This is a genomic window from Microbacterium sp. H1-D42, from assembly GCF_022637555.1.
GTDB lineage: Bacteria > Actinomycetota > Actinomycetes > Actinomycetales > Microbacteriaceae > Microbacterium.
In genome coordinates this window covers 2659767-2682407 of sequence record NZ_CP093342.1, presented here as the reverse complement: position 1 = coordinate 2682407, position 22641 = coordinate 2659767, and the positions used below count along the sequence as shown (strand labels likewise).

Sequence of the window (22641 nt, the reverse complement as noted above, 5' to 3'; positions counted from 1 at the left end):
AACACAGGAGCTTCTGATGAACAACTTCCTCCGCATGCCCGCTTTGCTTCTGGCGGCAGGCGCCGTGCTCGCCGGCGCGGCGCCGACGTCGGCAGCCGCCACAACGACCGTCACAGCCGCAGGTTCCGGCGTCTGCACAGTCTCCTCCGGAACCCTGACCTGGGGGGTGAAGGAGAGCTTCCGCTCATACATCTCGGGCAGCATCGCCAAGGGCGAGTGGCAGGCCGCCGACGGCGCGGAGTACGCCACACCCGAATTCACCTTCACCGCCCCCACCGGCGAACTCGACGCAGAGACCGGCGCAGGCACTGTGACCTTCGCCGGCACCGTGCACTTCACGGGCCACGGTGGCGTGCTCGACATGACGCTCGGCGCACCGCAGATCGTCATCGCCGAAGACGGCAGCGCGACGCTGCACCTGGACGTGCGCAGCAACGACACGTCCGGTGAACTCGCGCTGGACGAGAAGCAGGCCGAAGTCGCTGCCCTCGATGCACCGGTCGCCGTCGACACCGACGCCGGCACACTGGCCGTCGCGTCCGCGCCGATGACGCTCACTGAGGCCGGAGCCCCGGCATTCGGCGGTTTCTACCAGGCCGGGGACGAATTGGACCCGGTCACGCTCGACGTCGCCCTCGCCTGTGCGACCGATGAGCCGGAGGAACCGGCTGAACAGGAAACTCCCGCCCCGTCCACGACGGAGGCATCCGCCCCGATCGCGGACGATGGGATCAATTGGCTGCCGATCGCGCTAGGAGGAGGCACGGTCGCCGTGGCTGCCGCCGCCGGCGCCGTGCTGCTGGTGCGGCGCCGCGGCGGGAGCTAGTCCGGCCGCAGCTCTTCGCGCAGCGGAACGATGATCGCCTGCCCGGTTCCCGGGTGGGCGATCACCTCTACCTGGGTGCGGTAGACGTCCGAGACGATCGCTGCAGTGAGCACGGTCTCCGGGGGACCGGATGCCGCGACCCGGCCGTCCTGCAGCAGGACCACTCGATCCGCGTAGGCGGCGGCGAGGTTCAGATCGTGCAGCACGATCAGCACCGCCGCACCGGCGGATGCGAGCTCGCGGGCGCGCCGCAGCAGAGACTCCTGGTGACCGATGTCGAGAGCCGCAGTGGGCTCATCGAGGAAGAGCACGGTCGTGCTCCCGGCGATCACGCGAGCGAACGCGGTGCGGGCGCGCTCTCCGCCGGACAGTGACGGAGTGCGGCGCTCGGCGAGGTGCGCGACGTCTGCCACATACATCGCCCAAGAGATCGCCTCTTCGTCCTCCCCGGCGTGCTCGGTGCGCCGCCACGGCGCACGGCCCATCTCGACCACTTCGCGCACCGTGAACGGGAATGCCGTGCGGTTCTCCTGCAGCAGCACACCGCGCCGACGCGACAGGTCGCGCAGAGACCACGAGGCCAGGGGGCGTCCGGCGAACTCCACCGCGCCCTGATCGGCGTCGACGTCGCCGGCGAGCACACCGAGCAGTGTCGACTTGCCCGCGCCGTTCGGCCCGAGGACGGCCAGCACCTCGCCGTGGTGCAGCTCCAGGTCGACGCCGTCGAGCAGGGGCCGGCCAGCGCGGATCACCCGCACGTCACGCAGAGCGCACGCCGGCATCGTCGTAGACCCGGTCATCCCCAGCCTCCCGACGTTCGGCGGGTGCGCCGCAGCAGCCAGAAGAAGAACGGTCCGCCGACGAGCGAGGTGAGGATCCCCAACGGCAGATCGGCCATCGGCACGAGGGTGCGGGCTCCAAGATCGGCCAGCGTGAGCAGCAGCGCGCCGCCCAGAACGCTGGCGGTGATCAGCGGCAGGTGCGCTGGGCCGAGGATCATGCGCATCAGATGCGGCACGACCAGGCCGACGAAGGCGATGATGCCGGCGAACGCGACGGCGGAGCCGACGAGCAGCGCGACGACGACGATCGCAAACAGTCGCAGTCGCTCGACGTGCACGCCCAGGTGGCGCGCACTGCGCTCGCCCAGGGCGAGGAGATCCAGGCGGTGCGCGATCAGATAAGCGGCGATGAGTCCGCCGGCCAGAAGGACGACGCAGATGAGCACCTGCGACCATCGGCTTCCAGCCAGGCTGCCGAGCTGCCAGAACACGATCTGCTCGCGCGACTGCGTGTCCCCCAGGAACGTCAGCAGGGCTATGGCGGCGCCGGCGACAGCGTTCACGGCGATGCCGGTGAGCACCAGCGTGACGACTTCGGTGCGTCCTTCTGCGCGGCTCAGCGCATATACCGCGAGGCTGACGCCCAGGCCCGCAGCGAACGCGAACACAGGCAGGGTCCACTCGCCGAACGCGGTGACGCCGAACACTATGCAGATTCCCGCACCCACGGCGGCGCCGGAGGAGACCCCGACGACCCCGGGCTCGGCAAGCGGATTGCCGAAGATCGCCTGCATGAGGAGACCGGCGACCGCGAGGGAGGCGCCGACGACGGCGGCCATCGCCGCCCGCGGGAAGCGGATCATCCACAGGCCCCGCTGGGCGGCTTCAGTGTCGGGCAGGGGGAGGCCCCCGATGCCGAGCGGCTCGAGCAGCGTGCCGAGCACCTGCAGTGGTGGCACATTCAGCTGACCCACCCCGGTGCTCGTGATGAACGAGGCGATCAGTGCGACACCCAGTGACCAGAACAGGATGCTCCGTCCCCGTCGCCGGCCGTCGTCTGCGCCCGTTCGAAGCGGCGTTGGGGCCGAAGTGAGATCTGAGGTCACCCAACCAGTTTAGGGTAGGCTTACTTTAGTTCTCACCAGCAGAAGGGTTCGCATGCGCGGCGCTCATCCTCTCGCGGCCGCACTGGGTGGCATCCTCCTCGCCTTCACGCTCGTCGCGTGTCAAGGGGCTGCCGCGCAGAACCCCTCGACGCCGACCGAAGTGGCGTCCGTCGACCTGCCGCCGCTGTCCGAGCTCACCGCCGTCGATGATCCGAGCGCCATCACGGGGCCCTCCACCGTCGTCATCGGCGACTCCTCGCTGGACGGGATCGCCGCAGCCGAGCCGAACCTCCCCTCGACAGTCACTTCTGTGGATGGACACGGTTCGCGCGAGGTGGCAGTCACCGACACCTCGCGGATCATCGCGCTGTCGCTGAGCGGAACCGTCGCGGAGCTGGTGGACGCGCTGGGCTTCGGCGATCGCCTCGTCGGCCGTGACATCGCGACGGACCTGCCCGGCCGCGGCGACCTCCCGGTGGTGACCAAGAAGGGGCACACCATCGATGCTGAGGGCGTGCTCGCGCTGAATCCCACGCTGATCCTCACCGACGGATCGATCGGACCCACCGACGTCGTGCTGCAGCTCGGCGACGCGGGGATTCCGGTGGTCACCGTGCCCCGCGCAACCGATCCCGACTCGACCTTTCAGACCATCCACGCCATCGCGAACGCCCTCGGCGTCACCGACTCGGCTGATGAACTCATCGACGGCCTCGCCGCCGCGATCGAGCAGAAGCGCACTGAGATCGCACGCCTGTTGCCGGCCGATGAGAAGCTGCTGCCGCGAGTCGCGTTCCTGTACGTGCGCGGCACGGCAGGCATCTACTACCTGTTCGGAAGCGGAAGCGGGGCAGACTCGCTGATCAGCTCGGTGGGCGCGATCGATGTCGCCTCCGAGATCGGCTGGCAGGGTGAGCGGCCGATGACGCCAGAAGCTCTCATCGAGATCGATCCCGATGTCATCCTGGTGATGACGAAGGGACTCGAGAGCGCCGGAGGTATCGACGGACTGCTTGAAGCCCAGCCGAGCATCGCGCTGACGAAGGCGGGCGAGAACAGGCGCATCGTGGATGCCGCTGATACCGAGATCTTCGCCGGAGGCACCCGCATTCCCGACATCATGGACGGACTGGCCAGGGCTCTGTATGCGCCAGACTCGTTGCCGCCATCAACGCACTGAAGCCGTCACACGCACACCCGATCAACGCACGCACAACAGCTACTGTCGTGGTTCCACCGGAGCGCCTAAGGTCGTTCCCATGGCCTCCGAGCGTGTGACCGTGACCGTGCAGGACCCCGACGGCGAACGCGACATCTCGCTGTCGAGCCCGAACAAGGTCGTCTGGCCAGTCGAAGGCGCGGACGGCATCACCAAGGCCGAGTACGCCGAATACGTGCAACAGGTGGCCGTGCCGTTCCTGGCATCCACCGGCCACCGGCCGGTCTCACTGGAACGCTTCCGCGACGGCATCGCCGCCGCCGGCGGCAAGGCGGCCGCCGGTTTCTTCTCGAAGAACCCGCCCAAGGGCACGCCCGATTTCGTGGATGCCGTCACCGTCACCTACAACAGCGGCAGGCAGCACCCGCAGCTCGTGCTGAACCGGCCGAGCGCGATCGTGTGGGCCGTGCAGATGAACACCATCGTGTTCCATCCGTGGGCGTCGCTTGCGTCCGACACCGACAACCCCGTCGAGCTGCGCATCGACCTCGACCCGCAGCCGGGCACCGGCATGGCCGAGGCCGTCATCGCTGCGCACGAGCTGCGCACGGTGCTGCGCGAGGCGGGGCTGGAAGCGTTCATCAAGACCAGCGGCAACCGCGGGCTGCACGTGTTCTGCCCGATCGTTCCGGAGTGGGAGTTCCTGGTCGTGCGGCATGCCGTGATCGCCGCCGGTCGCGAGCTCGAGCGTCGGATGCCCGAAGCCGTCACCATGAGCTGGTGGAAAGAGGAGCGCGGTGAGCGCATCTTCGTCGACTTCAACCAGGCCAATCGCGATCGGACCATGGCCGGCGCTTACAGCCCTCGTGCGATCCCCGGGGCTCCCGTCTCGACGCCGGTGCACTGGGAGGAACTCGACGGCATCGACCCGAAGCAGTTCACGATCCGCACGATCCCCGGCAGGCTCGCCGACGTAGGCGACCCGTGGGCCGACATGCAGCAGGCGCCGGGACGCATCGACACCCTGCTGCAGTGGTGGGACCGCGACGTCGAGAACGGGCTCGGAGAGCTCTCGTTCCCGCCGGAGTTCCCCAAGATGCCTGGTGAGCCCCCGCGCGTGCAGCCGAGCAAGAAGGTCGCTGCGAACTGGGAAGAGGAAGATGCCTGAGCGCACGGACCTGACCGAGCGGACGGGCATGATGGATCGCCTCGCCGCGAAGCTGCTGGAGACGCCGTGGCTGGTCCGACTGCCGATCGGGATGTACCGCGCTGGCTTCGGGTGGGTGTTCGGCGAACGGCTGGTGATGATCGAGCACCTCGGACGCAAATCCCACGAGCCGCGCTACGTCGTCGTCGAGGTGGTCGAGCGCGAGCGGAACGCGATCCGGGTGGCATCCGGATTCGGCACGAAAGCGCAGTGGTACCGGAACCTGAAGGCGAACGGGGTCGCGTACCTGAGCACCGGCCGCGCACGGCGCGTGCCGGCGAAGGTGCGGATGCTGGATGCTGAAGAATCCGCCGAGCGGCTGAAGCGCTACGCCGCCGAGCATCCAGAGGCGTGGGAGCACCTCAGCGCGGCGATGGACTACGCCGCGGGAGGCGAGGCCGACATCCCGATCGTGGAGTTCACCCCGCCTGTGCGCTGAGGCGCTCCGCTCTCATTCCAGCACGTCGGCCAGGTCGTAACCGGCCACCGTCTCGAGCTGATCGTACGTGCAGGAGCGGGCGTCGCGATCCGGGCGCCAGCGCTCGAACTGCACCGTGTGTCGGAACCGCCAGCCCTCCAGCTGGTCGTAGCGCACCTCCAGCACGCGCTCCGGGCGCAGCCGCACGAACGACACGTCCTTCGCTCCGCTGAACCGCGAGCGCTCGCCCGCACCGGTCACCGCCGCACCGTCCACATCGCGCTCGACCAGGGGCTCGAGGTCTTCGACGAGTTGCGCACGCATGGCATCCGACCACGCCGCGACCCCGCCGACCTGCCGCAGCTCGCCGTCGTCGCCGTACAAGCCGACCAGCAGCGATCCGACGCCGGACCCGCTCTTGTGCACGCGGTACCCGAGGGCTACGACATCTGCGCTGCGGGCGTGCTTGATCTTGATCAGGGTGCGCTTGCCCGGCGCGTACGGGTCATCGAGCGGCTTGGCGACCACGCCGTCGAGCCCAGCGCCCTCGAACTCGGCGAGCCAGCGCTGCGCGAGATCGGGGTCTTCGGTGGTGCGGGTGAGGTGCAGCGGCGGGCGGGCGTGCGCCAGCATCCGCTCCAACCGCGCTCGTCTCTCACGGAACGGCAGCGACTGCAGATCCTCGTCGCCCTCGACGAGCAGGTCGAAGGCGATGAACATCGCCGGCGTCTCAGCGGCGAGCTTCGCGACCCGCGACGCGGCGGGGTGGATGCGCTGGCTGAGCGCCTCCCAGTCCAGGCGCTGCGCGCCCTCGGGGCCGGTGGCGACGACGATCTCACCGTCGAGCAGGCAGGGTCCTGGCAGGATCTCGGCGAGCTGCTCGACCAGCTCGGGGAAGTAGCGGGTCAGCGGCTTCGCGCCGCGGGAGCCGATCTCGAGCGTCTCGCCATCCCACGCGATCAGTCCGCGGAAGCCGTCCCACTTGGGCTCGTACAGCATGGGCTTCTTCGCGGGGTCGGGCACGGCGGCCGCGGCCTTGGCGAGCATGGGAGCGGGGATCTCATACTTGGTCATGTGAACAGCTCCTCAAGGGTCGCGGGGGTTCGCGCATCGCGCAGCGCGGTGCGCGCGGCGTGCCAGCCCGACATGCCGTTCACGCCGGGGCCGGGAGGGGTGGATGCTGACGCGAGGTACACCCCTGGCATCGGGGTGCGCCACGGTGTGGGGGAGAGCACAGGCCGCCGGAACGCCTGGCGGATCGTGAAGGCTCCGCCGAACACGTCTCCGCCGATCTCGCTGGCGTTGAGCATCTCGCGGGCAGACGCCGGCACGGCGCGACTGGCCAGGATGCGCTCGCGGAAATCCGGTGCGAAGCGCTCGACCTGACGAGTGATCAGCTCGGTGGCATCCAGGTCCGAGCCTGCGGGCACATGGATGTACGCCCACAGCACGGCCTTGCCCGCCGGGGCCCTGGTGTCATCGAGTACCGATGGCTGCACCGCCAGTACGTACGGGCGGTCGCTGACGGTGCCTCGTGCCACGGCGTTCTCGCTCGCCCAGACCTCGTCGCGCGTTCCGCCGAGGTGCACGGTGGGCGCCTGCGCGACGAGCTCGTTCGTCCACGGCACCGGTCCGTCGAGGGCGAAATCGACCTTCGCCGCGGCCGGGCCGTAGCGGTAGGCGCGCAATGCCTTGGCGTACCCGGCCGGGATTTCGGGATGCGTGAGCGCGAGCCGCGGCGAGCTGTTCAGCACCAGTAGGTCGCCGCGGGCAGGGTCGCCCCAGTCGAGTGCGGCCAGATCGTGCACGTGCTCACCGGATCGGACGCGACCGCCGTGCGCTTCCATGTCGCTGACCAGTGCGTCGGCGATGCGCTGCGCCCCACCTCGTGGGTACGCCCAGCCGCGGGCGTGTCCGTGCGCGGCCAGCAGGAGCCCAGCAGCTGCGCCGCTCAGCGAGGGCAGAGGAACGTTCGCATGTGCGAGCGCGCCAGACAGCAGGGCCGCGCCGACCTCGGTGCGCAGAGTGGCCCGTGCGAAGGGAGTGCCCTGCTCCAGCATCCGGAATCCGAACCGGGCCGCCGCGATCGGATCCTGCGGCAGGCGCAGGAGCGCGCCGCCGGTGAAGTCGACGACCCCCTCGATGCGCCGGACGAGCGGTCGCAGCAGGGCCCGCCAGGCCGGGCCGTCTGGCCCAAGGGCATCCGCCGTCCTGTCGAGATCGTGCCACGCGATCGCCGCGCGGCCGTCGTCCAGCGGGTGCGCGTAGGAGATGTCGGGGGTGATCCAGTCGATGCGGTCCGAGCCGAAGGCGCGGAAGAACGGCGAGGCGATGGCTGCCGGATGCACGGCCGAGCAGACGTCCCAGGTGAATCCGGGCAGCGTGGCCGGCTCGGTGCGAACGCCGCCGCCGATCGTGTCGGCGCCCTCGAGCACTTCGACCGCGTAGCCCGCACGAGCCAGTGCCACCGCCGCGGACAGCCCGTTCGGGCCACTGCCGATCACTGTCGCGCGTGCCATGTGCTCAGTGTGTCACGGCTCGGCGGTGCAGGCACCGACGAGCAGGATCGTCCCCCGCGGCACAGGCGCGGGTGAGACAATCAAGGTGATGAATGAAGCTCAGGGGCCCACCCCCGCAGGAACCTCCCGCCCTTACCGATCTCTCGCGGACGCGCTGCGCGCGCACCGCATCCCCGACGAGAACCACGAGTTCATCGTCGCCGTCACAGGTGCCGTCGGCATCAGCAGCTACATCGACCGTGGTCGCTACATCGAGGCGCTCCGCCGCGACGGTGCGGCTCTGCACATCGGCCGCACCTACACGAACGGCTTCTCCGAAGACGAGCAGGTGCTCGTCTTCGGACGCGTGCTGCCGCTGCTGCCCAGCGAAGGCCGTGCCCCGTACTACTACGTGAACCACCCCAGCGTGCTGCCTGGCGCACCGAGCGCCGCCCGCACCTCGACCGGACGTTCCTCGGCACCCCGTGCCGCGAAGCCGAAGGCCGAGCCGCGCGCCATCAAGACCAAGCCGATCGAACGTGATTACGGCACGTGCGACGTGTGCTTCATGGTCAAGAACGCCGCCGGCCGCTGCGGCTGCGACGACTGAACTTCGGCCTCGCGGGTGCTGCTTCGGCAGCATCCGCCTGCCTGACTGCGCGCGCAGCGCCCGCAGTCAGGACAGTTCGGCCTGCACCCGGCGTGAGATCTCGGCGATCGGCATCGACCGAGGGAACACCGCCACGACCACATCGTCTGCTGCCGACGGCGACCCCTCCGGGAGCACGCCGTAGCGACGCCTGACCTCGTCCAGCGCCTTGCTCAGGGTGGCCACCGGAACCTTGGCGCCGCGGAGCAGCTGTCGCAGGACGTGATTGTGGACGGCGGTGACCAGAGCGGAGAAGCCCACCGCGTCGATGGGCGCGAGTCCGGGCCTAGCGGCGCGCAGATACTCGTCGAACAGCCGCTCGTAGCGGAACACGGTGACGATCTCGCGCTCGCGCAGCGCTGGCACCTGCCTGACGACCTCGTAGCGGCGTCGGGCGAGCTCGGGATCGCGCACGAAGTGCCCGAAGACGCGCTCAGATGCCTCGCACACCGCAGCCCACGGGTCGTCGTGCGGCTGCTCGAGGAAGACCCGCACCTCGTCCAGCATCTCCTCGTGATCCGTGAAGACGACGTCCTCCTTGCCGCCGAACTGGCGGAAGAAGGTGGAACGCGAGACGCCGGCGGCCTTCGCGATCTGCTCGACGGAGGTCGCCTCGAAGCCCTGCGCGGCGAACAACTCGAGAGCCGCGGCGACGACGCCGGTGCGGAGCGGGGTCGGTTGCTGCATACCGGAGAGCCTAGACCCGGCGTCCGTGCGATGACGCCAGCGGTAGTAGGCTTGAGGATCGGGTCGAATGATATTCGACACCCGACACATTTGTCGCGTCCCAAACGCCGCAACCAGCGAAGGACTGCAGAGTGGATCTCTACGAGTACCAGGCACGAGACCTTTTCGAATCGTACGGAGTGCCGGTTCTTGCCGGCATCGTCGCCGATACGCCGGAGGAGGTGAAGGCGGCCGCTGAGAAGATCGGCGGTGTTGTCGTAGTGAAGGCCCAGGTCAAGACCGGTGGTCGTGGCAAGGCCGGCGGCGTCAAGGTCGCCAAGACCCCAGACGAGGCGTACGAGGCGGCCAAGGCCATCCTCGGCCTCGACATCAAGGGCCACGTCGTCAAGCGCGTCATGGTCGCGCAGGGCGCCGCGATCGCCGAGGAGTTCTACTTCTCGGTGCTGCTCGACCGCGCCAACCGCTCGTACCTGAGCCTGTGCTCGGTCGAAGGCGGCATGGAGATCGAGCAGCTGGCAGTCGAGAAGCCCGAGGCGCTCGCACGCGTCGAGGTCAACCCGCTGACCGGCATCGACAAGGCCAAGGCCGTCGAGATCGCCAAGGCCGCGAACTTCCCCGAGGACCTCATCGAGAAGGTCTCCGACGTCTTCGTGAAGCTCTACGAGGTCTACAAGGGCGAGGACGCCACGCTGGTCGAGGTGAACCCGCTGGTTCGCACCGAGTCCGGTGACATCATCGCCCTCGACGGCAAGGTCACCCTCGACGAGAACGCGTCCGAGATCCGTCACCCCGAGCACGCAGCGCTCGAGGATGCAGCCGCCGCTGACCCGCTCGAGGCCAAGGCGAAGGCCGCGGGCCTGAACTACGTCAAGCTCGACGGCCAGGTCGGCATCATCGGCAACGGCGCGGGTCTGGTCATGTCCACCCTCGACGTCGTCGCCTACGCCGGCGAGAACCACGGCGGCGTCAAGCCCGCCAACTTCCTCGACATCGGCGGCGGCGCGAACGCGCAGGTCATGGCCAGCGGCCTCGACGTCATCCTCGGCGACGAGCAGGTCAAGAGCGTGTTCGTGAACGTCTTCGGCGGCATCACCTCGTGCGTGGCTGTCGCAGAGGGCATCGTCAAGGCGCTCGAGATCCTCGGCGACGCGGCCACCAAGCCGCTCGTGGTGCGCCTCGACGGCAACCAGGTGGAGGAGGGCCGGGCGATCCTCGCCGAGGCGAACCACCCGCTGGTCACCCTCGCCGCCACCATGGACGAGGGCGCTGACAAGGCCGCCGAGCTGGCGAACGCCTGAGCCCGACTGAGACTGCGAAGGACAGAAGATATGTCGATCTACCTCAACAAGGACTCCAAGGTCATCGTCCAGGGCATCACGGGCGGTGAGGGCACCAAGCACACCGCACTGATGCTGAAGGCCGGCACGAACGTCGTCGGCGGCGTCAACGCCCGCAAGGCAGGCACGACCGTCACGCACGAGAAGCCGCACGAGGGTGAAATCGAGATCCCCGTCTTCGGCTCGGTCGCCGAGGCCATGGAGAAGACCGGCGCTGACGTGTCGATCGCCTTCGTGCCCGGTGCGTTCACGAAGGACGCGATGATCGAGGCCATCGACGCCGAGATCCCGCTGCTGGTCGTCATCACCGAGGGCGTGCCCGTCGGCGACAGCGCCGAGGCGTGGGCGTACGCGACCTCGAAGGGCAACAAGACCCGCATCATCGGCCCGAACTGCCCCGGCATCATCACCCCCGGTGAGGCGCTGGTCGGCATCACCCCCGCCAACATCACCGGCAAGGGCCCGATCGGCCTCGTGTCGAAGTCGGGCACCTTGACCTATCAGATGATGTTCGAGCTGCGCGACCTGGGCTTCTCGACCGCCATCGGCATCGGCGGCGATCCGGTCATCGGCACCACGCACATCGACGCGCTCGCCGCGTTCGAGGCTGACCCCGAGACCAAGGCGATCGTCATGATCGGCGAGATCGGCGGCGACGCCGAAGAGCGCGCGGCCGAGTACATCAAGGCGAACGTCACCAAGCCGGTCGTCGGCTACGTCGCGGGCTTCACCGCTCCCGAGGGCAAGACCATGGGCCACGCAGGCGCCATCGTCTCGGGCTCGGCCGGTACCGCTCAGGCCAAGAAGGAGGCCCTCGAGGCCGCCGGCGTCAAGGTGGGCAAGACGCCCTCCGAGACGGCTGACCTGATGCGCGCCATCGTCGAGGCGCTCTGAGCTAGACTCGTAGACGAAGGCCCCGGGCTCCACCCCGGGGCCTTCTTCATGCCCGGATGCTTTGGCGCAGCATCCGACATGTCAGCGACGCAGGCGCCTGACACAATGGAGTCATGCGCCCGTCGAGACTTCCGCTCCTGCTGCGGGGTGGGGTGGCGGCAGTCATCGCGACGTTCACGGCGCTGCTCTCGCACGTCGCCGCCGGTGGCGACCTGCCCGGCCCGCTGGGCATCGCCGTGCCGCTGCTGCTCTCGACGATGATCAGCGTGCTGCTCGCCGGACGACGGCTCTCCCTTGTGCGCCTTGCGGCCTCGGTGTCGGCGAGCCAGGTGCTCTTCCACACCCTCTTCGTCCTCGGGTCGATCGCTCCGGTGCACTCGGCGGCCGGGCATCAGCACGGTGCGCCGCTCGTCCTTGCGCCCATCGCCGAGGGAATGGTGATGCCGGATGCGGGGATGTGGCTCGGCCACGTCTTCGCCGCCGTCGCGACGACCGCGCTGCTGCACCGCGGTGAGTCCGTGCTGCGGCAGCTGCTGAGCCTCGCGCGCACTGTTCTCGGCTGGGTCATCAGCGTCGTGGTGCGCCGGCGCACCCTGCCGATCGGCGAGCGCTCCCGATCCCGCCTGCGCCCCATCGACGCCGACGCGGATGCGCCCATCGCGCTGCGCGTCGTGCGTCGGATGCCACGACGTGGCCCTCCGCTGCTCTCGACTCTCTGAGAAGCCCGTCACCGTCTGAGCGGTGAGGGGCATCGCCCGCGCGCAGCGGGCGAGACGCATGCCGCCCTCTCGACGTGTTCCGTCGAGTCCGCCGGCGTGCGCGGCCGCGCGTCCGCGCGGCCGGAATCGAGCTTCGAAAGGCAAGATCATGAACCACCGCACGCACACCACCGCACCCCGGGTGCTCGCCCTGATCGCGGCATCCCTCATCGCCCTCACCGGCTGCGCTCCCGCGGCTGCGCCCACGGCAGAGCCGAAGCCCGCCGTCGCCGGTGACAGCGTTACCGTCAGCGACGCCTGGGTGAAGGCCGCACCCGAGGGGATGACCGCGGCCTTCGGGACCCTGTCGAACCCGACCGGGCACGACATCATCGTCGTCTCGGCGACGACAGAGGCCGCAGCGTCGGCACAACTGCACGAGACCGTCGCCGATGACGCGGGCAAGATGACGATGCGTCAGGTGGAGGGCGGGTTCACGATCCCCGCCTCCGGGTCGCTCGACCTCGAACCCGGCGCGAACCATCTCATGCTGATGGGACTGACCGAGCCCGTTCAGGCGGGGGAGGAGATCGCGTTCACTCTGACGTTCTCTGACGACTCGACGATGTCGTTCTCCGCGCCGGTGAAGGATTACTCCGGTGCGCAGGAGGAGTACTCCGATCACGACATGCCGGAATCGGAAGGCCACAAGTGACGACACCCGGCGTGGATGTCTCGCGACGCGCGGCGACGCGCCGGCAGCTGCTGCGCGGTGGGGTCATCGCCGGGGCGGGGGCCGCCGTCGCGCTCGGGGTGGATCGTGCGCTCTCGCCCCCGAGTGTCACCGCACCTGCCGCGCCCGAACCGCTGAACGGCGAGGGGATCGTGCCGTTCCACGGTGTCCATCAAGCTGGGATCGGCACCGACGCGCAGGCGCACGGCACCTTCGTCGCGCTGGACCTGCGCCCCGACGTGGATCGTGACGGCCTGCGGCGGATGATGCGTCTGCTGACCGACGATGCGCAGCGCCTCACCGCAGGCATCCCCGCCCTGGCGGATTCCGAGCCCGAGCTCGCGCACTCACCTGCGCGCCTCACCGTCACCTTCGCATTCGGTCCGGGGTTCGTGGCACGAGCGGGTGGCGAGGCGCCGCCCTGGTTGGCGCCGCTGCCGGCGTTCTCGATCGACGCACTGCGCGCCGAGTGGAGTGACGGCGACCTGCTGCTGCAGATCGCGGCCGACGACCCGCTGACGGTGGCGCACGCGACGCGGATGCTGTTGAAGGACACCCGCACGTTCGCAACGCTGCGCTGGACGCAGCACGGCTTCCGCCGCGCGCACGGCACGGTCGCGCCAGGCACCACCATGCGGAACCTGTTCGGCCAGGTCGACGGCACGGCCAACATCCGCCCTGGCGCCGAGGGGTTCGACGCCGTCGTCTGGAACGGCGATGGCTGGCTCGCGGGTGGGACGGGGGTGGTCATACGTCGCATCCGCATGGATGTCGACAAGTGGGACGAGGTCGATCGGGATGCCCGTGAGTTCGCGGTCGGGCGCACGCTCGACACCGGAGCGCCTCTCACGGGCAAGAAGGAGCACGACGAGCCCGACTTCGAGGCCACCGGGCCCCGAGGCTTTCCGGTGATCGATGACATCGCGCACATCCGACGCGCGCGTTCCGCGGATCCGCGCGAGCAGATCTTCCGCCGCGCGTACAACTACGACGTGGCACCGTCGGGAGAGTCGGTCTCGGAGTCCGGGCTGATCTTCGTGGCGTTCCAGGCCGACGTCGCTCGGCAGTTCACCCCGATGCAGGAGCGCCTCGCCAAGGCCGATCTGCTGAACATCTGGACGACGCCGATCGGCAGCGCAGTGTTCGCTGTGCCTCCCGGCTGCGACGAGGGCGGCTACATCGGCGAGACGCTGCTCGAGGGCTGAGCTCCGCGCAATGACAAAGGACGATTCCACTTCTGAAGGATGCTGGGAGCCAGATCATCCTGCAGAAGTGGAATCGTCCTGTCGAATGCGACGAACCTAGATCGCGGCGCCGAAGAGCATCTCGATCGGCCCGCGGGCGAAGAAGATCAGGAAGCCGACGGCCACGACCCACAGCAGCGGGCTGATCTGCTTCGCACGGCCGGAGAACGCGTGGATCAGCACCCAGCTGACGAAGCCCGCACCGATGCCGTTCGCGATCGAGTACGTCAGCGGCATGACCGTGACGGTCAGGAACACCGGCAGCAGCACGCGGAAGTCCGCGAAGTCGATGTGGCGGATCTGCGCCATCATCATGGCGCCCACGATGATCAGCGCGGCGGCGGCGATCTCGGTGGGCACGATCGAGGTCAGCGGGGTGAGGAACATCGCGATCAGGAACATGCCACCCGTGATGAGGTTCGCGAAGCCTGTGCGCGCGCCCTCGCCGATTCCGGCGCCCGACTCGATGAACACGGTGCTCGACGACGACGAGGTCGCGCCACCGGCGATCGCACCGACGCCCTCGACGATCAGCGCCGACTTGATGCGAGGGAAGTCGCCCTTCGCATCGGCGAGGTCGGCCTCCTTGGCGAGGCCGGTCATGGTGCCCATGGCGTCGAAGAAGTTCGTGAACAGCAGGGTGAAGACGATCATCACCAGGGCGACCGAGCTGACCTTGCCGAAGTCGAAGCTGAAGTCCACGGCGCCGACGAGGCTGAGGTCGGGCATGCTGACCGGTGATCCGTTCAGCGCGGGCACGGTGAGGCCCCAGCCGCCGGGGTTCACGACGTTGCCCTCGGCGTCGAACGTCCGCGGGCCGATCTTCCAGATCGCCTCGACGATGACGGCCAGCACTGTGCCGGCGACGAGGCCGATCAGCATGCCGCCCTTGATTCGCAGTGCGATCAGGATGCCGGTGATGATGAGCGTCGCGACGAACAGCAGCGACGGGATCGTGGCCACGGAGCCGTTCACGCCAAGGCCGACCGGAGGAGATGAGGTGCCGGTGGCGGTGACGAAGCCCGAGTTGACGAAGCCGATGAAGGCGATGAACAGGCCGATTCCGACCGTGATCGCGATCTTCAGCTGGAACGGCACGGCGTCGAAGATCGCCTTCCGAAGACCCGTGGCTGCCAGCAGCACGATCAGCAGACCGTTGATCATCACCAGGGCCATGGCCTCGGGCCAGGTGACCTGACCGACCACGCTGAATGCGACGAACGCGTTGATGCCGAGACCGGCGGCGAAGCCGAACGGCAGGCGGCTGATCAGGCCGAACAGGATCGTCATCACACCGGCGGTCAGCGCGGTGGCGGCGCCGACGGCGTTGAAGTCGAGCACGTTGCCGGCGACGTCCGGCTTGCCGGCGAGGATGATCGGGTTGAGGATGACGATGTACGCCATCGTCACGAAGGTGACGAGTCCACCGCGGATCTCCGCGCCGAAGCTGGACCCCCGCTTCGTGATCTCGAAGTATCGATCGAGTGAGCCTGTCGGCTTCTGCTCGGTGTCAGGGCGGGCAGGGGCAGTTGTCATCGGGAACCTCCGCTGAGAAATCTATCGTGTCCTGGCACTCTCGCGTGGCCGGAGCGAGCGGGCGCGCGCACGCCGTAGGCTCGATGAGTCATGCAACGTGTCACCGTCGTGCTCCTCGCCGCCCTCGACGCCGCCATCGCGGCCGCAGTCGGGCTTGCGATCGTGCTCGCCCCGCTCACTCTGCTGTGGGTTCTCGCCTTCGGCGCGAGCGCGGAATGGGGTGCGCTGTGGCCGATCAGCGGCACCCTGTGGCAGTTCGGGCACGGGGTTCCGCTCAAGGTGGTGCTGCCTGATGCGCTGCTGTCGTCTCTGGCGATCCCGAAGGAGGCCGCGACGTTCGCCCTCTCGGTGCCGCCGCTGGTGATCCTGGCGTTCACGGCGCTCTTCGCGGCCCGCTCCGGACGTCGCGCCGCGGTCGCAGGAACCTGGCTGACCGGCGTGCTCTCGGGCGCGGTCACCTTCTCGCTGATCACGACCCTGGTCGCTCTCACCTCGCAGGCCGAGGTGCTGCAGGCGCCGGTGTGGGTCGCGATCGTCGTCCCGGCTGGCGTCTACATCGCCGGGGCCCTGATAGGCGCTCTGGTGTACGCCTGGGGCGAGGGGGACGGCGGGATCATCGATCACCTGCACGACATCGTCGACGGCTGGGGCGACTGGGCTCCGGTTCCTGCGGAGTCACTGCGCGGCGCCGGCATCGCTCTGGTGGCGCTGAGCGGCGTCTCGGCGATCGGAATCGCGGTGATGACCGTGCTGCGCGGGGGAGAGGTCATCGCCCTGTTCGAGGCGGCTCACGTGGATGTGCTCGGCGCCGGCATGCTCACCCTCGCGCACCTCGCCTACCTGCCGACGCTGCTCGTGTGGGCGGCGAGCTGGATCGCCGGACCCGGCTTCGCGCTCGGCGCCGGCACGGCGGTCTCGCCGGCCGGCACCGAGTTGGGCGTCGTCCCGGGCATCCCGGTGCTCGGGCTGGTTCCCGAGCACGGGTCGATGTGGATGCTGGTGGTCGTGCTCATCCCGATCGCCTGCGGTGCACTGGCCGGCTGGATGGTGCGCTCGCGTCTGGTCTGGGAGGGGACCGGAGACCGCTACCTGCCCCGGGTCGCGATCGCTGTCGGCATCGCTGCTCTGTCAGCGGGCGTCGCGGCGCTCGCCGCACTGCTGGCATCCGGTTCGATCGGGCCCGGTCGGCTCTCCGAGGTGGGTCCGCCAGTCGGTGGTTTCGCGCTCGCCATCGGACTCGAGGTGCTGGTCGGCTGCGCCATCCTGCTACTGGCCCCACGGCATCACGATGAACTGGCCGAGGAGCGCACCGATCGCTGGCGCGCTGAGATGGCCGAGTGGGACGGGCACTCGAGCGCAGGCTGAGGTCCGTCCGGCTGGATCACCCGCGCAGCAGCGGCAGCACCTCCGCGCCCACGTAGTCCAGGTGGTCGAGATCGCGCAGATCAAGGAACTGGAAGTGCACGCGGTCGACGCCCAGGGCGCGCAGCCGGTCGACCTTCGCGGCGATCTCGTCCGACGCTCCGACGACGTTCACGCCATCGCGCACGTCCGCGGCCGCGATGCCCACTGCCTCCGCGCGCCGTGCGACATCAGCATCCGTCCTGCCGGCGAACGTCGGCAGCGCGACGGAGAACTTCAGCGTCTGCGGGTCGCGACCGATGGCCTCGCACGCCGCGCGCACGACGGGGATCCGCTCGGCGACGACCTGCTCGGATTCGAATCCGATGTTGAACTCGGTCGCGAATCGCGCGGCGATCGCTGGTGTGCGCCTCGGGCCACCTCCGCCGACGATGACAGGCACGCCCTCCTGCACCGGCTTGGGCAGGGCCGGCGAATCCAGCAGGGTGTAGTGCTCGCCGTGGAACGAGAACGTCTCGCCCACCGGTGTCTGCCACAGCCCCGTGATCACCGCGAGCTGCTCTTCGAGCATCCCGAAGCGGCGAGCGGGGAACGGGATGCCGTAGGCGCGGTGCTCCTCCTCGAACCAGCCGGTGCCGAGCCCGAACTCGACCCGTCCTGCCGACATCGCGTCGACCTGCGCGACCTGGATCGCCAGCACGGCCGGCACGCGATGGGTCGCAGACGAGACCAGCGTGCCGAGCCGGATGCGACTGGTCTCGCGAGCGAGCCCGGCGAGAGTCGTCCACGCGTCGGTCGGGCCGGGAAGCGGATCCCCCTCGCCCATGCGCATGTAGTGGTCGGATCGGAAGAACGCATCGAACCCGTGACGTTCGGCGAGCAGCGCGAAAGCCAGCTGATCGTCATAGCTGAAGCCCTGCTGCGGTTCGGTGAAGACGGTGAACTCCATGGCCCCAGTCTGTCGTGCCCTGCACAGGTGTGCGCGCGGCGGGCCGACCGTCACAGCATTCATCGGCATGAGTCCGCCCCGGTAGACTGACCAAGTGCTGACGCTCGCGGTTCTCATCTCCGGTACCGGCTCGAATCTCCGAGCCCTGCTCGAGGCCGCCAGCCACCCCGACTTCCCCGCCAGAGTGGTCGCCGTCGGCGCTGATCGCGACGCGGAGGGGCTCGCGCACGCCGAGCAGTTCGGCATCCCGACGTTCACCGTGCCGTACGCCGCACACGCGAGTCGCGAGGCGTGGGGCGAAGAGCTCGCCGCTCAGCTGGACGTGTGGCAGCCCGACCTCATCGTGCTCAGCGGACTCATGCGCCTGCTGCCCGCCGCCGTCGTCGCGCGCTACGCACCCCACATCATCAACACCCATCCGGCCTACCTGCCGGAGTTCCCCGGCGCGCACGGCGTGCGGGATGCCCTTGCCGCCGGCGCCACGCAGACCGGCGCCAGCGTGATCGTGGTCGACGACGGCGTCGACAGCGGACCGATCCTCGCCCAGGAGCGCATCCCCGTGCTCGCGGGTGACACCGAGGCGACGCTGCACGAGCGCATCAAGCCCGTCGAACGGCGCCTGCTGATCGACGTGGTGCAGCGCATCGCGACCGGCGATCTCACCCTCGCCCACTGACCCCTCTGCACTCCACTCACGAACATCACCGCCCGAACGAAGGAGCATCCTCATGGCCGGCCCACGTCTCGACCCCTCGCTGTACCGCGATCGCGATCTGGTGCCGATCCGGCGCGCCCTGGTGTCGGTCAGTGACAAGTCCGGCCTGCTCGACCTGGCTGCGGCCCTCGTGGCATCCGGAGTCGAGATCGTCTCGACAGGATCGACCGCGCAGACCATCCGTGACGCCGGCCACGACGTCACCGACGTCGCCGCCGTCACCGGAGTCGCCGAGATGCTCGACGGACGAGTGAAGACGCTGCACCCGAAGGTGCACGGCGGTCTGCTCGCCGACCTGCGCCTGGAGGACCACGAGAACCAGCTCAAGCAGCTGGACATCGAGCCGTTCGAGCTCGTCGTGGTGAACCTGTACCCGTTCGTCGAGACCGTGGCATCCGGTGCCGAGCCCGATGCGATCGTCGAGCAGATCGACATCGGCGGCCCGGCCATGGTGCGCGCAGCGGCGAAGAACCACGCCAACGTCGCGATCGTCGTCTCACCTGAGTCGTACCCGGCCATCATCGAGTCGGTCACCGCCGGCGGCACCAGCCTCGTGCAGCGCCGCGAGCTGGCCGCCCGCGCGTTCGCGCACACCGCCAACTACGATTCGGCCGTCGCACAGTGGTTCGCCGAGGGCACTCTCGCCGAGGACGGCGACCTGCCGGCGCACCTCACCGTCAAGGCCGAGCGTCTGGCGACACTGCGCTACGGCGAGAACGCGCACCAGCGCGGTGCGATCTACACCCGCGCCGGCGGCCACGGCATAGCCCAGGCCACCCAGTTGCAGGGCAAGGAGATGTCGTACAACAACTACGTCGATGCGGATGCCGCGCTGCGCGCCGCCTACGACATGGTGCTGCCGGCTGTCGCCATCGTCAAGCACGCCAACCCGTGCGGCATCGCGACCACTGCACCGAACGCGCTCGACCCGATCGCGAGCGCGCACCTGCGCGCACACGAGTGCGACCCTGTTTCGGCGTACGGCGGCGTGATCGCAGCCAACGGCACCGTCACACTGAAGATGGCCGAGAACCTGAAGGACATCTTCACCGAGGTCATCGTCGCCCCATCCTTCGAGCCGGCGGCGCTGGAGGTATTCAAAGCGAAGAAGAACTTGCGGCTGCTGCAGTTGCCCGATGACTGGCAGCAGGAGCGCATGGACATCCGCCTGGTCTCCGGCGGTCTGCTGCTGCAGGACGCCGACCGCTTCCCCGACGACATCGTCTCGGTCGCCAAGAACTGGGAGCTCGTCTCGGGTGAGCGTCCGAGCGACGAGGAGATGGAGAACCTGATCTTCGCGTGGAAGGCCTGCCGCGCCGTGAAGTCGAACGCGATCGTGCTCGCCAAGGGCAACGCCACGGTCGGCGTCGGCATGGGACAGGTCAACCGCGTCGACTCGTGCCGCCTCGCGGTCGAGCGCGCAGGAGACCGTGCAGCGGGCTCTGTGGCCGCGTCCGACGCGTTCTTCCCCTTCGCGGACGGCCCGCAGGTGCTGCTGGATGCCGGCATCAGCGCCATCGTGCAGCCGGGTGGATCGGTGCGCGACGGCGAGGTCGTGGACGCGGCCCGCAAGGCCGGCGTGACGATGTTCTTCACCGGAGAGCGCCACTTCTTCCACTAACCGGGAGCGAAGCGACCGGGAAGTGGAAGAAGTGTCCTTACAGCGGCCGAGCTGCGCGAGGGCGCAACCGTTCGTCGAGCGAAGGCGGCGGAGCCGCAAGAGTCGAGACGCGGTGACCCGACCTCGAAACATGGCGGCTGAGGAGTCACAACCGGAAACAGCCATGTCCGATTTCCGCCAGCCCGGATACCCTGAGCGTGTCACCATGGAGGCATGACAACCCAGGTCGAACGCGAGCACGACGAGCGGTACCGCGCCATCAGCGCGCGGGACACCCGCTTCGACGGGCAGTTCGTCACGGCGGTGCGATCGACGGGCATCTACTGCCGACCGAGCTGCCCTGCCCGCACGCCGAAGCCAGAGAACGTCACGTTCTACCCGACCAGCGCCGCGGCGCACGAGGCCGGCTACCGGGCGTGCAAGCGATGCCTGCCGGAGGCCGCACCAGGGTCCCCGGCATGGAATCTGCGAGGGGACGCCGCTGCCAGGGCCATGCGCCTGATCGCAGCCGGTGTCGTCGAGCAGGAGGGCGTGCCCGGCCTCGCCGGGCGGCTCGGGTACTCACCACGACACCTGACGCGCCTGCTCACCGCTGAACTCGGTGCAGGGCCCCTCGCGCTTGCCCGCGCGCACCGTGCGCACACCGCCCGCATGCTGCTGGTCGGCACGGACCTGCCGATCTCCGAAGTGGCGTTCTCGGCCGGCTTCGCCAGCATCCGCCAGTGCAATGAAACGATCCGCGAGGTGTTCGAGATGACCCCAGGTCAGCTGCGCGCACGGCGCCGCGGCCACATCGCCGAGGCTCCTGGCATCATCGACCTGCTCCTGCCGCACCGCACGCCGATGGATGCCAGCGGCATCTTCGCCTGGATGGCCGCTCGCGCCCTGCCCGGCATGGAGGTCGCGACCGAGAACTCCTTCGGTCGGCACCTGCGGATGCCGGGTGGCCCCGCTCACCTCGAGGTCCGCCAGACCCCCGACGGCACGCTGCGGCTGCGCGTCCGCGTCACCAGGCTCGGCGACCTCGCCCCTCTGGTCTCGACCGCCCGGCGGCTGTTCGACCTCGACGCCGACCCGACGGCGATCGACCAGGCGCTGTCCGCGCATCGCGAGCTCGCCCCGCTCGTGGCGGCGATCCCCGGCATCCGCGTACCAGGCGCCGCTGACCCGCACGAGATGCTGATCCGTGCGATGGTCGGGCAGCAGATCACGGTCGTCGCGGCGCGCACCGCGCTGACGACGCTGACCGAGCAGCTGGGGGAGCGCACGGCCGACGGCGGACTGCTCTTCCCGACCATGGTGGCCATCGCCGAACACGGCGCAGAGGTGCTGCGGGGGCCTGCCGCGCGCATCCGCGCGATCACCGGGGCGGCCGCGGCACTGGCATCCGGCGACCTCGTTCTCACCGTCGGAGACGACGCGACAGAGCAGCGCGCGAGACTGCTCGCGATGCCCGGCATCGGTCCGTGGACCGCCGACTACGTGCGGATGCGAGTGATCGGCGACCCCGACGTGTTCCTGCCGGGAGACGTCGCCATGCGGGCGGGGGCCGCCGCCGCGGGGCTCCCTGGCGAGGCACGGCCCCTCACCGACTGGGCCGCGCGCATCGCGCCGTGGCGCAGCTATCTCACCGCCCACCTGTGGCGCGCCGCCCCCGTGCGGACGTCCCGCACGGCAACCACCAAGACGCTTTCGAAGGAGTCCTCATGACCGCCCTCATCCAGACCATCGACACCCCGGACGGGGCCCTCACGCTTCTCGTCGACGAGGACCAGCGCGTGCTCGCCTCCGGCTGGAGCACAGACCACGCCGAGATCGTCGCGCGCGTGCATCCGTCCCTGCGCCCGGAGCGGATCGCCGACGGCGAGTCGGATGCTGCGGACGCAGCCCGCGCGTATTACGCCGGCGATCTGGCGGCCATCGACGGCGTGGCAGTCCGTCAGCACGGCACCGAGATGCAGGCTGCCGGGTGGGCGGCGCTGCGCCGCATCGTCCCTGGCAGCCCGCTGACGTACTCGGAGTTCGCGATCGAGCTCGGCAGTCCTCAGGCGGTGCGTGCGGCAGCATCCATCTGCGCCCGCAATGCACCAGCCCTGTTCGTGCCCTGCCACCGCGTGCTGCGCGCGGACGGCACCCTGGGCGGCTTCGCCTGGGGTGTGCCGGTGAAGCGGAGCCTGCTGGCGCGTGAGGCCGCCGCGATGTCTGCGGTCGCCTGACGGC

General features: G+C 69.3%; 22 protein-coding genes. 15 read left to right on the top strand and 7 right to left on the bottom strand.

Annotated features, from left to right (window positions below; translation table 11 throughout):
- Window positions 1–16 precede the first annotated feature (16 nt).
- Window positions 17–826 (top strand): HtaA domain-containing protein, encoded by an 810-nt coding sequence (locus MNR00_RS12825; protein ID WP_241926307.1) that lies wholly within the window; start codon window positions 17–19, stop codon window positions 824–826.
- On the opposite strand, the gene MNR00_RS12820 is transcribed toward MNR00_RS12825, so the two are convergent.
- Both MNR00_RS12820 and MNR00_RS12815 read right to left on the bottom strand, forming a co-directional pair.
- The gene (locus MNR00_RS12820; RefSeq protein ID WP_241926306.1) at window positions 823–1626 is read right to left on the bottom strand and encodes a heme ABC transporter ATP-binding protein; all 804 of its coding nucleotides are present in this window, start codon (window positions 1624–1626) and stop codon (window positions 823–825) included. The two genes, MNR00_RS12825 and MNR00_RS12820, sit on opposite strands and share 4 nt — an antisense overlap.
- On the bottom strand, window positions 1623–2639 hold the full coding sequence (locus MNR00_RS12815) for an iron ABC transporter permease (RefSeq protein WP_241928848.1): 1017 nt from the start codon (window positions 2637–2639) through the stop codon (window positions 1623–1625). Before MNR00_RS12815 ends, MNR00_RS12820 begins: the two co-directional genes overlap by 4 nt.
- 127 nt (window positions 2640–2766) lie before the next feature.
- Here MNR00_RS12815 and MNR00_RS12810 point away from each other — a divergent pair, with 127 nt between their 5' ends.
- The 3 genes from MNR00_RS12810 to MNR00_RS12800 all read left to right on the top strand — a co-directional run bounded on the left by MNR00_RS12810 (window position 2767) and on the right by MNR00_RS12800 (window position 5519).
- On the top strand, window positions 2767–3894 hold the full coding sequence (locus tag MNR00_RS12810; RefSeq protein WP_241926305.1) for an ABC transporter substrate-binding protein: 1128 nt from the start codon (window positions 2767–2769) through the stop codon (window positions 3892–3894).
- A 79-nt stretch (window positions 3895–3973) separates the two neighbouring features.
- Window positions 3974–5041 carry an ATP-dependent DNA ligase gene (locus tag MNR00_RS12805; protein ID WP_241926304.1) on the top strand — a complete coding sequence of 356 codons (1068 nt, stop codon included), beginning with the start codon at window positions 3974–3976 and terminating at the stop codon, window positions 5039–5041.
- Window positions 5034–5519, top strand: a complete 486-nt coding sequence (locus tag MNR00_RS12800; RefSeq protein WP_241926303.1) for a nitroreductase family deazaflavin-dependent oxidoreductase — start codon at window positions 5034–5036, stop codon at window positions 5517–5519. The genes MNR00_RS12805 and MNR00_RS12800 overlap by 8 nt, the downstream gene beginning before the upstream one ends.
- Window positions 5520–5531: 12 nt before the next feature.
- Here MNR00_RS12800 and MNR00_RS12795 read toward each other — a convergent pair whose 3' ends face one another.
- Both MNR00_RS12795 and MNR00_RS12790 read right to left on the bottom strand, forming a co-directional pair.
- Window positions 5532–6572 carry an ATP-dependent DNA ligase gene (locus MNR00_RS12795; protein ID WP_241926302.1) on the bottom strand — a complete coding sequence of 347 codons (1041 nt, stop codon included), beginning with the start codon at window positions 6570–6572 and terminating at the stop codon, window positions 5532–5534.
- Window positions 6569–8017 carry an NAD(P)/FAD-dependent oxidoreductase gene (locus MNR00_RS12790; RefSeq protein ID WP_241926301.1) on the bottom strand — a complete coding sequence of 483 codons (1449 nt, stop codon included), beginning with the start codon at window positions 8015–8017 and terminating at the stop codon, window positions 6569–6571. The genes MNR00_RS12795 and MNR00_RS12790 overlap by 4 nt, the downstream gene beginning before the upstream one ends.
- Before the next feature lie 88 nt (window positions 8018–8105).
- On the opposite strand from MNR00_RS12790, the gene MNR00_RS12785 reads away from it, so the two are divergent.
- Window positions 8106–8606: a hypothetical protein gene (locus MNR00_RS12785; RefSeq protein WP_241926300.1), complete on the top strand. Its 501-nt coding sequence runs from the start codon at window positions 8106–8108 to the stop codon at window positions 8604–8606.
- A 66-nt stretch (window positions 8607–8672) separates the two neighbouring features.
- On the opposite strand, the gene MNR00_RS12780 is transcribed toward MNR00_RS12785, so the two are convergent.
- Window positions 8673–9332: a TetR/AcrR family transcriptional regulator gene (locus tag MNR00_RS12780; RefSeq protein WP_241926299.1), complete on the bottom strand. Its 660-nt coding sequence runs from the start codon at window positions 9330–9332 to the stop codon at window positions 8673–8675.
- Window positions 9333–9463: 131 nt separating this feature from the next.
- On the opposite strand from MNR00_RS12780, the gene sucC reads away from it, so the two are divergent.
- The 5 genes from sucC to MNR00_RS12755 all read left to right on the top strand — a co-directional run bounded on the left by sucC (window position 9464) and on the right by MNR00_RS12755 (window position 14199).
- Complete coding sequence (sucC, locus tag MNR00_RS12775) at window positions 9464–10630, top strand: ADP-forming succinate--CoA ligase subunit beta (RefSeq protein WP_241926298.1); 1167 nt, start codon at window positions 9464–9466, stop codon at window positions 10628–10630.
- Window positions 10631–10660: 30 nt separating this feature from the next.
- On the top strand, window positions 10661–11563 hold the full coding sequence (sucD, locus tag MNR00_RS12770; RefSeq protein ID WP_241926297.1) for a succinate--CoA ligase subunit alpha: 903 nt from the start codon (window positions 10661–10663) through the stop codon (window positions 11561–11563).
- 113 nt (window positions 11564–11676) lie between these two features.
- On the top strand, window positions 11677–12282 hold the full coding sequence (locus MNR00_RS12765) for a hypothetical protein (RefSeq protein ID WP_241926296.1): 606 nt from the start codon (window positions 11677–11679) through the stop codon (window positions 12280–12282).
- Between the two features lie 148 nt (window positions 12283–12430).
- Window positions 12431–12976, top strand: a complete 546-nt coding sequence (locus tag MNR00_RS12760; RefSeq protein WP_241926295.1) for a copper chaperone PCu(A)C — start codon at window positions 12431–12433, stop codon at window positions 12974–12976.
- Entirely contained in the window at window positions 12973–14199 is a 1227-nt protein-coding gene (locus tag MNR00_RS12755) for a Dyp-type peroxidase (RefSeq protein WP_241926294.1), read from the top strand. Before MNR00_RS12760 ends, MNR00_RS12755 begins: the two co-directional genes overlap by 4 nt.
- 96 nt (window positions 14200–14295) lie before the next feature.
- On the opposite strand, the gene MNR00_RS12750 is transcribed toward MNR00_RS12755, so the two are convergent.
- The gene (locus MNR00_RS12750) at window positions 14296–15774 is read right to left on the bottom strand and encodes an NCS2 family permease (RefSeq protein ID WP_241926293.1); all 1479 of its coding nucleotides are present in this window, start codon (window positions 15772–15774) and stop codon (window positions 14296–14298) included.
- 90 nt (window positions 15775–15864) lie between these two features.
- On the opposite strand from MNR00_RS12750, the gene MNR00_RS12745 reads away from it, so the two are divergent.
- Window positions 15865–17139, top strand: a complete 1275-nt coding sequence (locus tag MNR00_RS12745) for a DUF6350 family protein (RefSeq protein ID WP_241926292.1) — start codon at window positions 15865–15867, stop codon at window positions 17137–17139.
- Window positions 17140–17155: 16 nt separating this feature from the next.
- Here MNR00_RS12745 and MNR00_RS12740 read toward each other — a convergent pair whose 3' ends face one another.
- Window positions 17156–18085 carry an LLM class F420-dependent oxidoreductase gene (locus MNR00_RS12740; protein WP_241926291.1) on the bottom strand — a complete coding sequence of 310 codons (930 nt, stop codon included), beginning with the start codon at window positions 18083–18085 and terminating at the stop codon, window positions 17156–17158.
- A gap of 94 nt (window positions 18086–18179) precedes the next feature.
- Between MNR00_RS12740 and purN the strand changes: the two genes are divergently transcribed.
- The 4 genes from purN to MNR00_RS12720 all read left to right on the top strand — a co-directional run bounded on the left by purN (window position 18180) and on the right by MNR00_RS12720 (window position 22637).
- Window positions 18180–18761, top strand: coding sequence for a phosphoribosylglycinamide formyltransferase (purN, locus tag MNR00_RS12735; protein WP_241926290.1), 582 nt, complete (start codon window positions 18180–18182; stop codon window positions 18759–18761).
- Between the two features lie 52 nt (window positions 18762–18813).
- On the top strand, window positions 18814–20421 hold the full coding sequence (gene purH, locus MNR00_RS12730) for a bifunctional phosphoribosylaminoimidazolecarboxamide formyltransferase/IMP cyclohydrolase (protein WP_241926289.1): 1608 nt from the start codon (window positions 18814–18816) through the stop codon (window positions 20419–20421).
- Between the two features lie 213 nt (window positions 20422–20634).
- Window positions 20635–22131 (top strand): Ada metal-binding domain-containing protein, encoded by a 1497-nt coding sequence (locus tag MNR00_RS12725; protein WP_241926288.1) that lies wholly within the window; start codon window positions 20635–20637, stop codon window positions 22129–22131.
- A complete protein-coding gene (locus MNR00_RS12720) occupies window positions 22128–22637 on the top strand; it encodes a methylated-DNA--[protein]-cysteine S-methyltransferase (protein ID WP_241926287.1) in 510 nt (169 codons plus the stop codon). The genes MNR00_RS12725 and MNR00_RS12720 overlap by 4 nt, the downstream gene beginning before the upstream one ends.
- Window positions 22638–22641 lie beyond the last annotated feature (4 nt).

Bases quoted from the DNA above. Each gene is read 5' to 3' on its own strand.
- MNR00_RS12825 (WP_241926307.1), top strand. From the start codon at position 17: ATGAACAACTTCCTCCGCATGCCCGCTTTGCTTCTGGCGGCAGGCGCC.
- MNR00_RS12820 (WP_241926306.1), bottom strand. From the start codon at position 1,626: ATGACCGGGTCTACGACGATGCCGGCGTGCGCTCTGCGTGACGTGCGG.
- MNR00_RS12810 (WP_241926305.1), top strand. From the start codon at position 2,767: ATGCGCGGCGCTCATCCTCTCGCGGCCGCACTGGGTGGCATCCTCCTC.
- MNR00_RS12805 (WP_241926304.1), top strand. From the start codon at position 3,974: ATGGCCTCCGAGCGTGTGACCGTGACCGTGCAGGACCCCGACGGCGAA.
- MNR00_RS12800 (WP_241926303.1), top strand. From the start codon at position 5,034: ATGCCTGAGCGCACGGACCTGACCGAGCGGACGGGCATGATGGATCGC.
- MNR00_RS12795 (WP_241926302.1), bottom strand. From the start codon at position 6,572: ATGACCAAGTATGAGATCCCCGCTCCCATGCTCGCCAAGGCCGCGGCC.
- MNR00_RS12790 (WP_241926301.1), bottom strand. From the start codon at position 8,017: ATGGCACGCGCGACAGTGATCGGCAGTGGCCCGAACGGGCTGTCCGCG.
- MNR00_RS12785 (WP_241926300.1), top strand. From the start codon at position 8,106: ATGAATGAAGCTCAGGGGCCCACCCCCGCAGGAACCTCCCGCCCTTAC.
- MNR00_RS12780 (WP_241926299.1), bottom strand. From the start codon at position 9,332: ATGCAGCAACCGACCCCGCTCCGCACCGGCGTCGTCGCCGCGGCTCTC.
- sucD (WP_241926297.1), top strand. From the start codon at position 10,661: ATGTCGATCTACCTCAACAAGGACTCCAAGGTCATCGTCCAGGGCATC.
- MNR00_RS12765 (WP_241926296.1), top strand. From the start codon at position 11,677: ATGCGCCCGTCGAGACTTCCGCTCCTGCTGCGGGGTGGGGTGGCGGCA.
- MNR00_RS12760 (WP_241926295.1), top strand. From the start codon at position 12,431: ATGAACCACCGCACGCACACCACCGCACCCCGGGTGCTCGCCCTGATC.
- MNR00_RS12750 (WP_241926293.1), bottom strand. From the start codon at position 15,774: ATGACAACTGCCCCTGCCCGCCCTGACACCGAGCAGAAGCCGACAGGC.
- MNR00_RS12745 (WP_241926292.1), top strand. From the start codon at position 15,865: ATGCAACGTGTCACCGTCGTGCTCCTCGCCGCCCTCGACGCCGCCATC.
- MNR00_RS12740 (WP_241926291.1), bottom strand. From the start codon at position 18,085: ATGGAGTTCACCGTCTTCACCGAACCGCAGCAGGGCTTCAGCTATGAC.
- purH (WP_241926289.1), top strand. From the start codon at position 18,814: ATGGCCGGCCCACGTCTCGACCCCTCGCTGTACCGCGATCGCGATCTG.
- MNR00_RS12725 (WP_241926288.1), top strand. From the start codon at position 20,635: ATGACAACCCAGGTCGAACGCGAGCACGACGAGCGGTACCGCGCCATC.
- MNR00_RS12720 (WP_241926287.1), top strand. From the start codon at position 22,128: ATGACCGCCCTCATCCAGACCATCGACACCCCGGACGGGGCCCTCACG.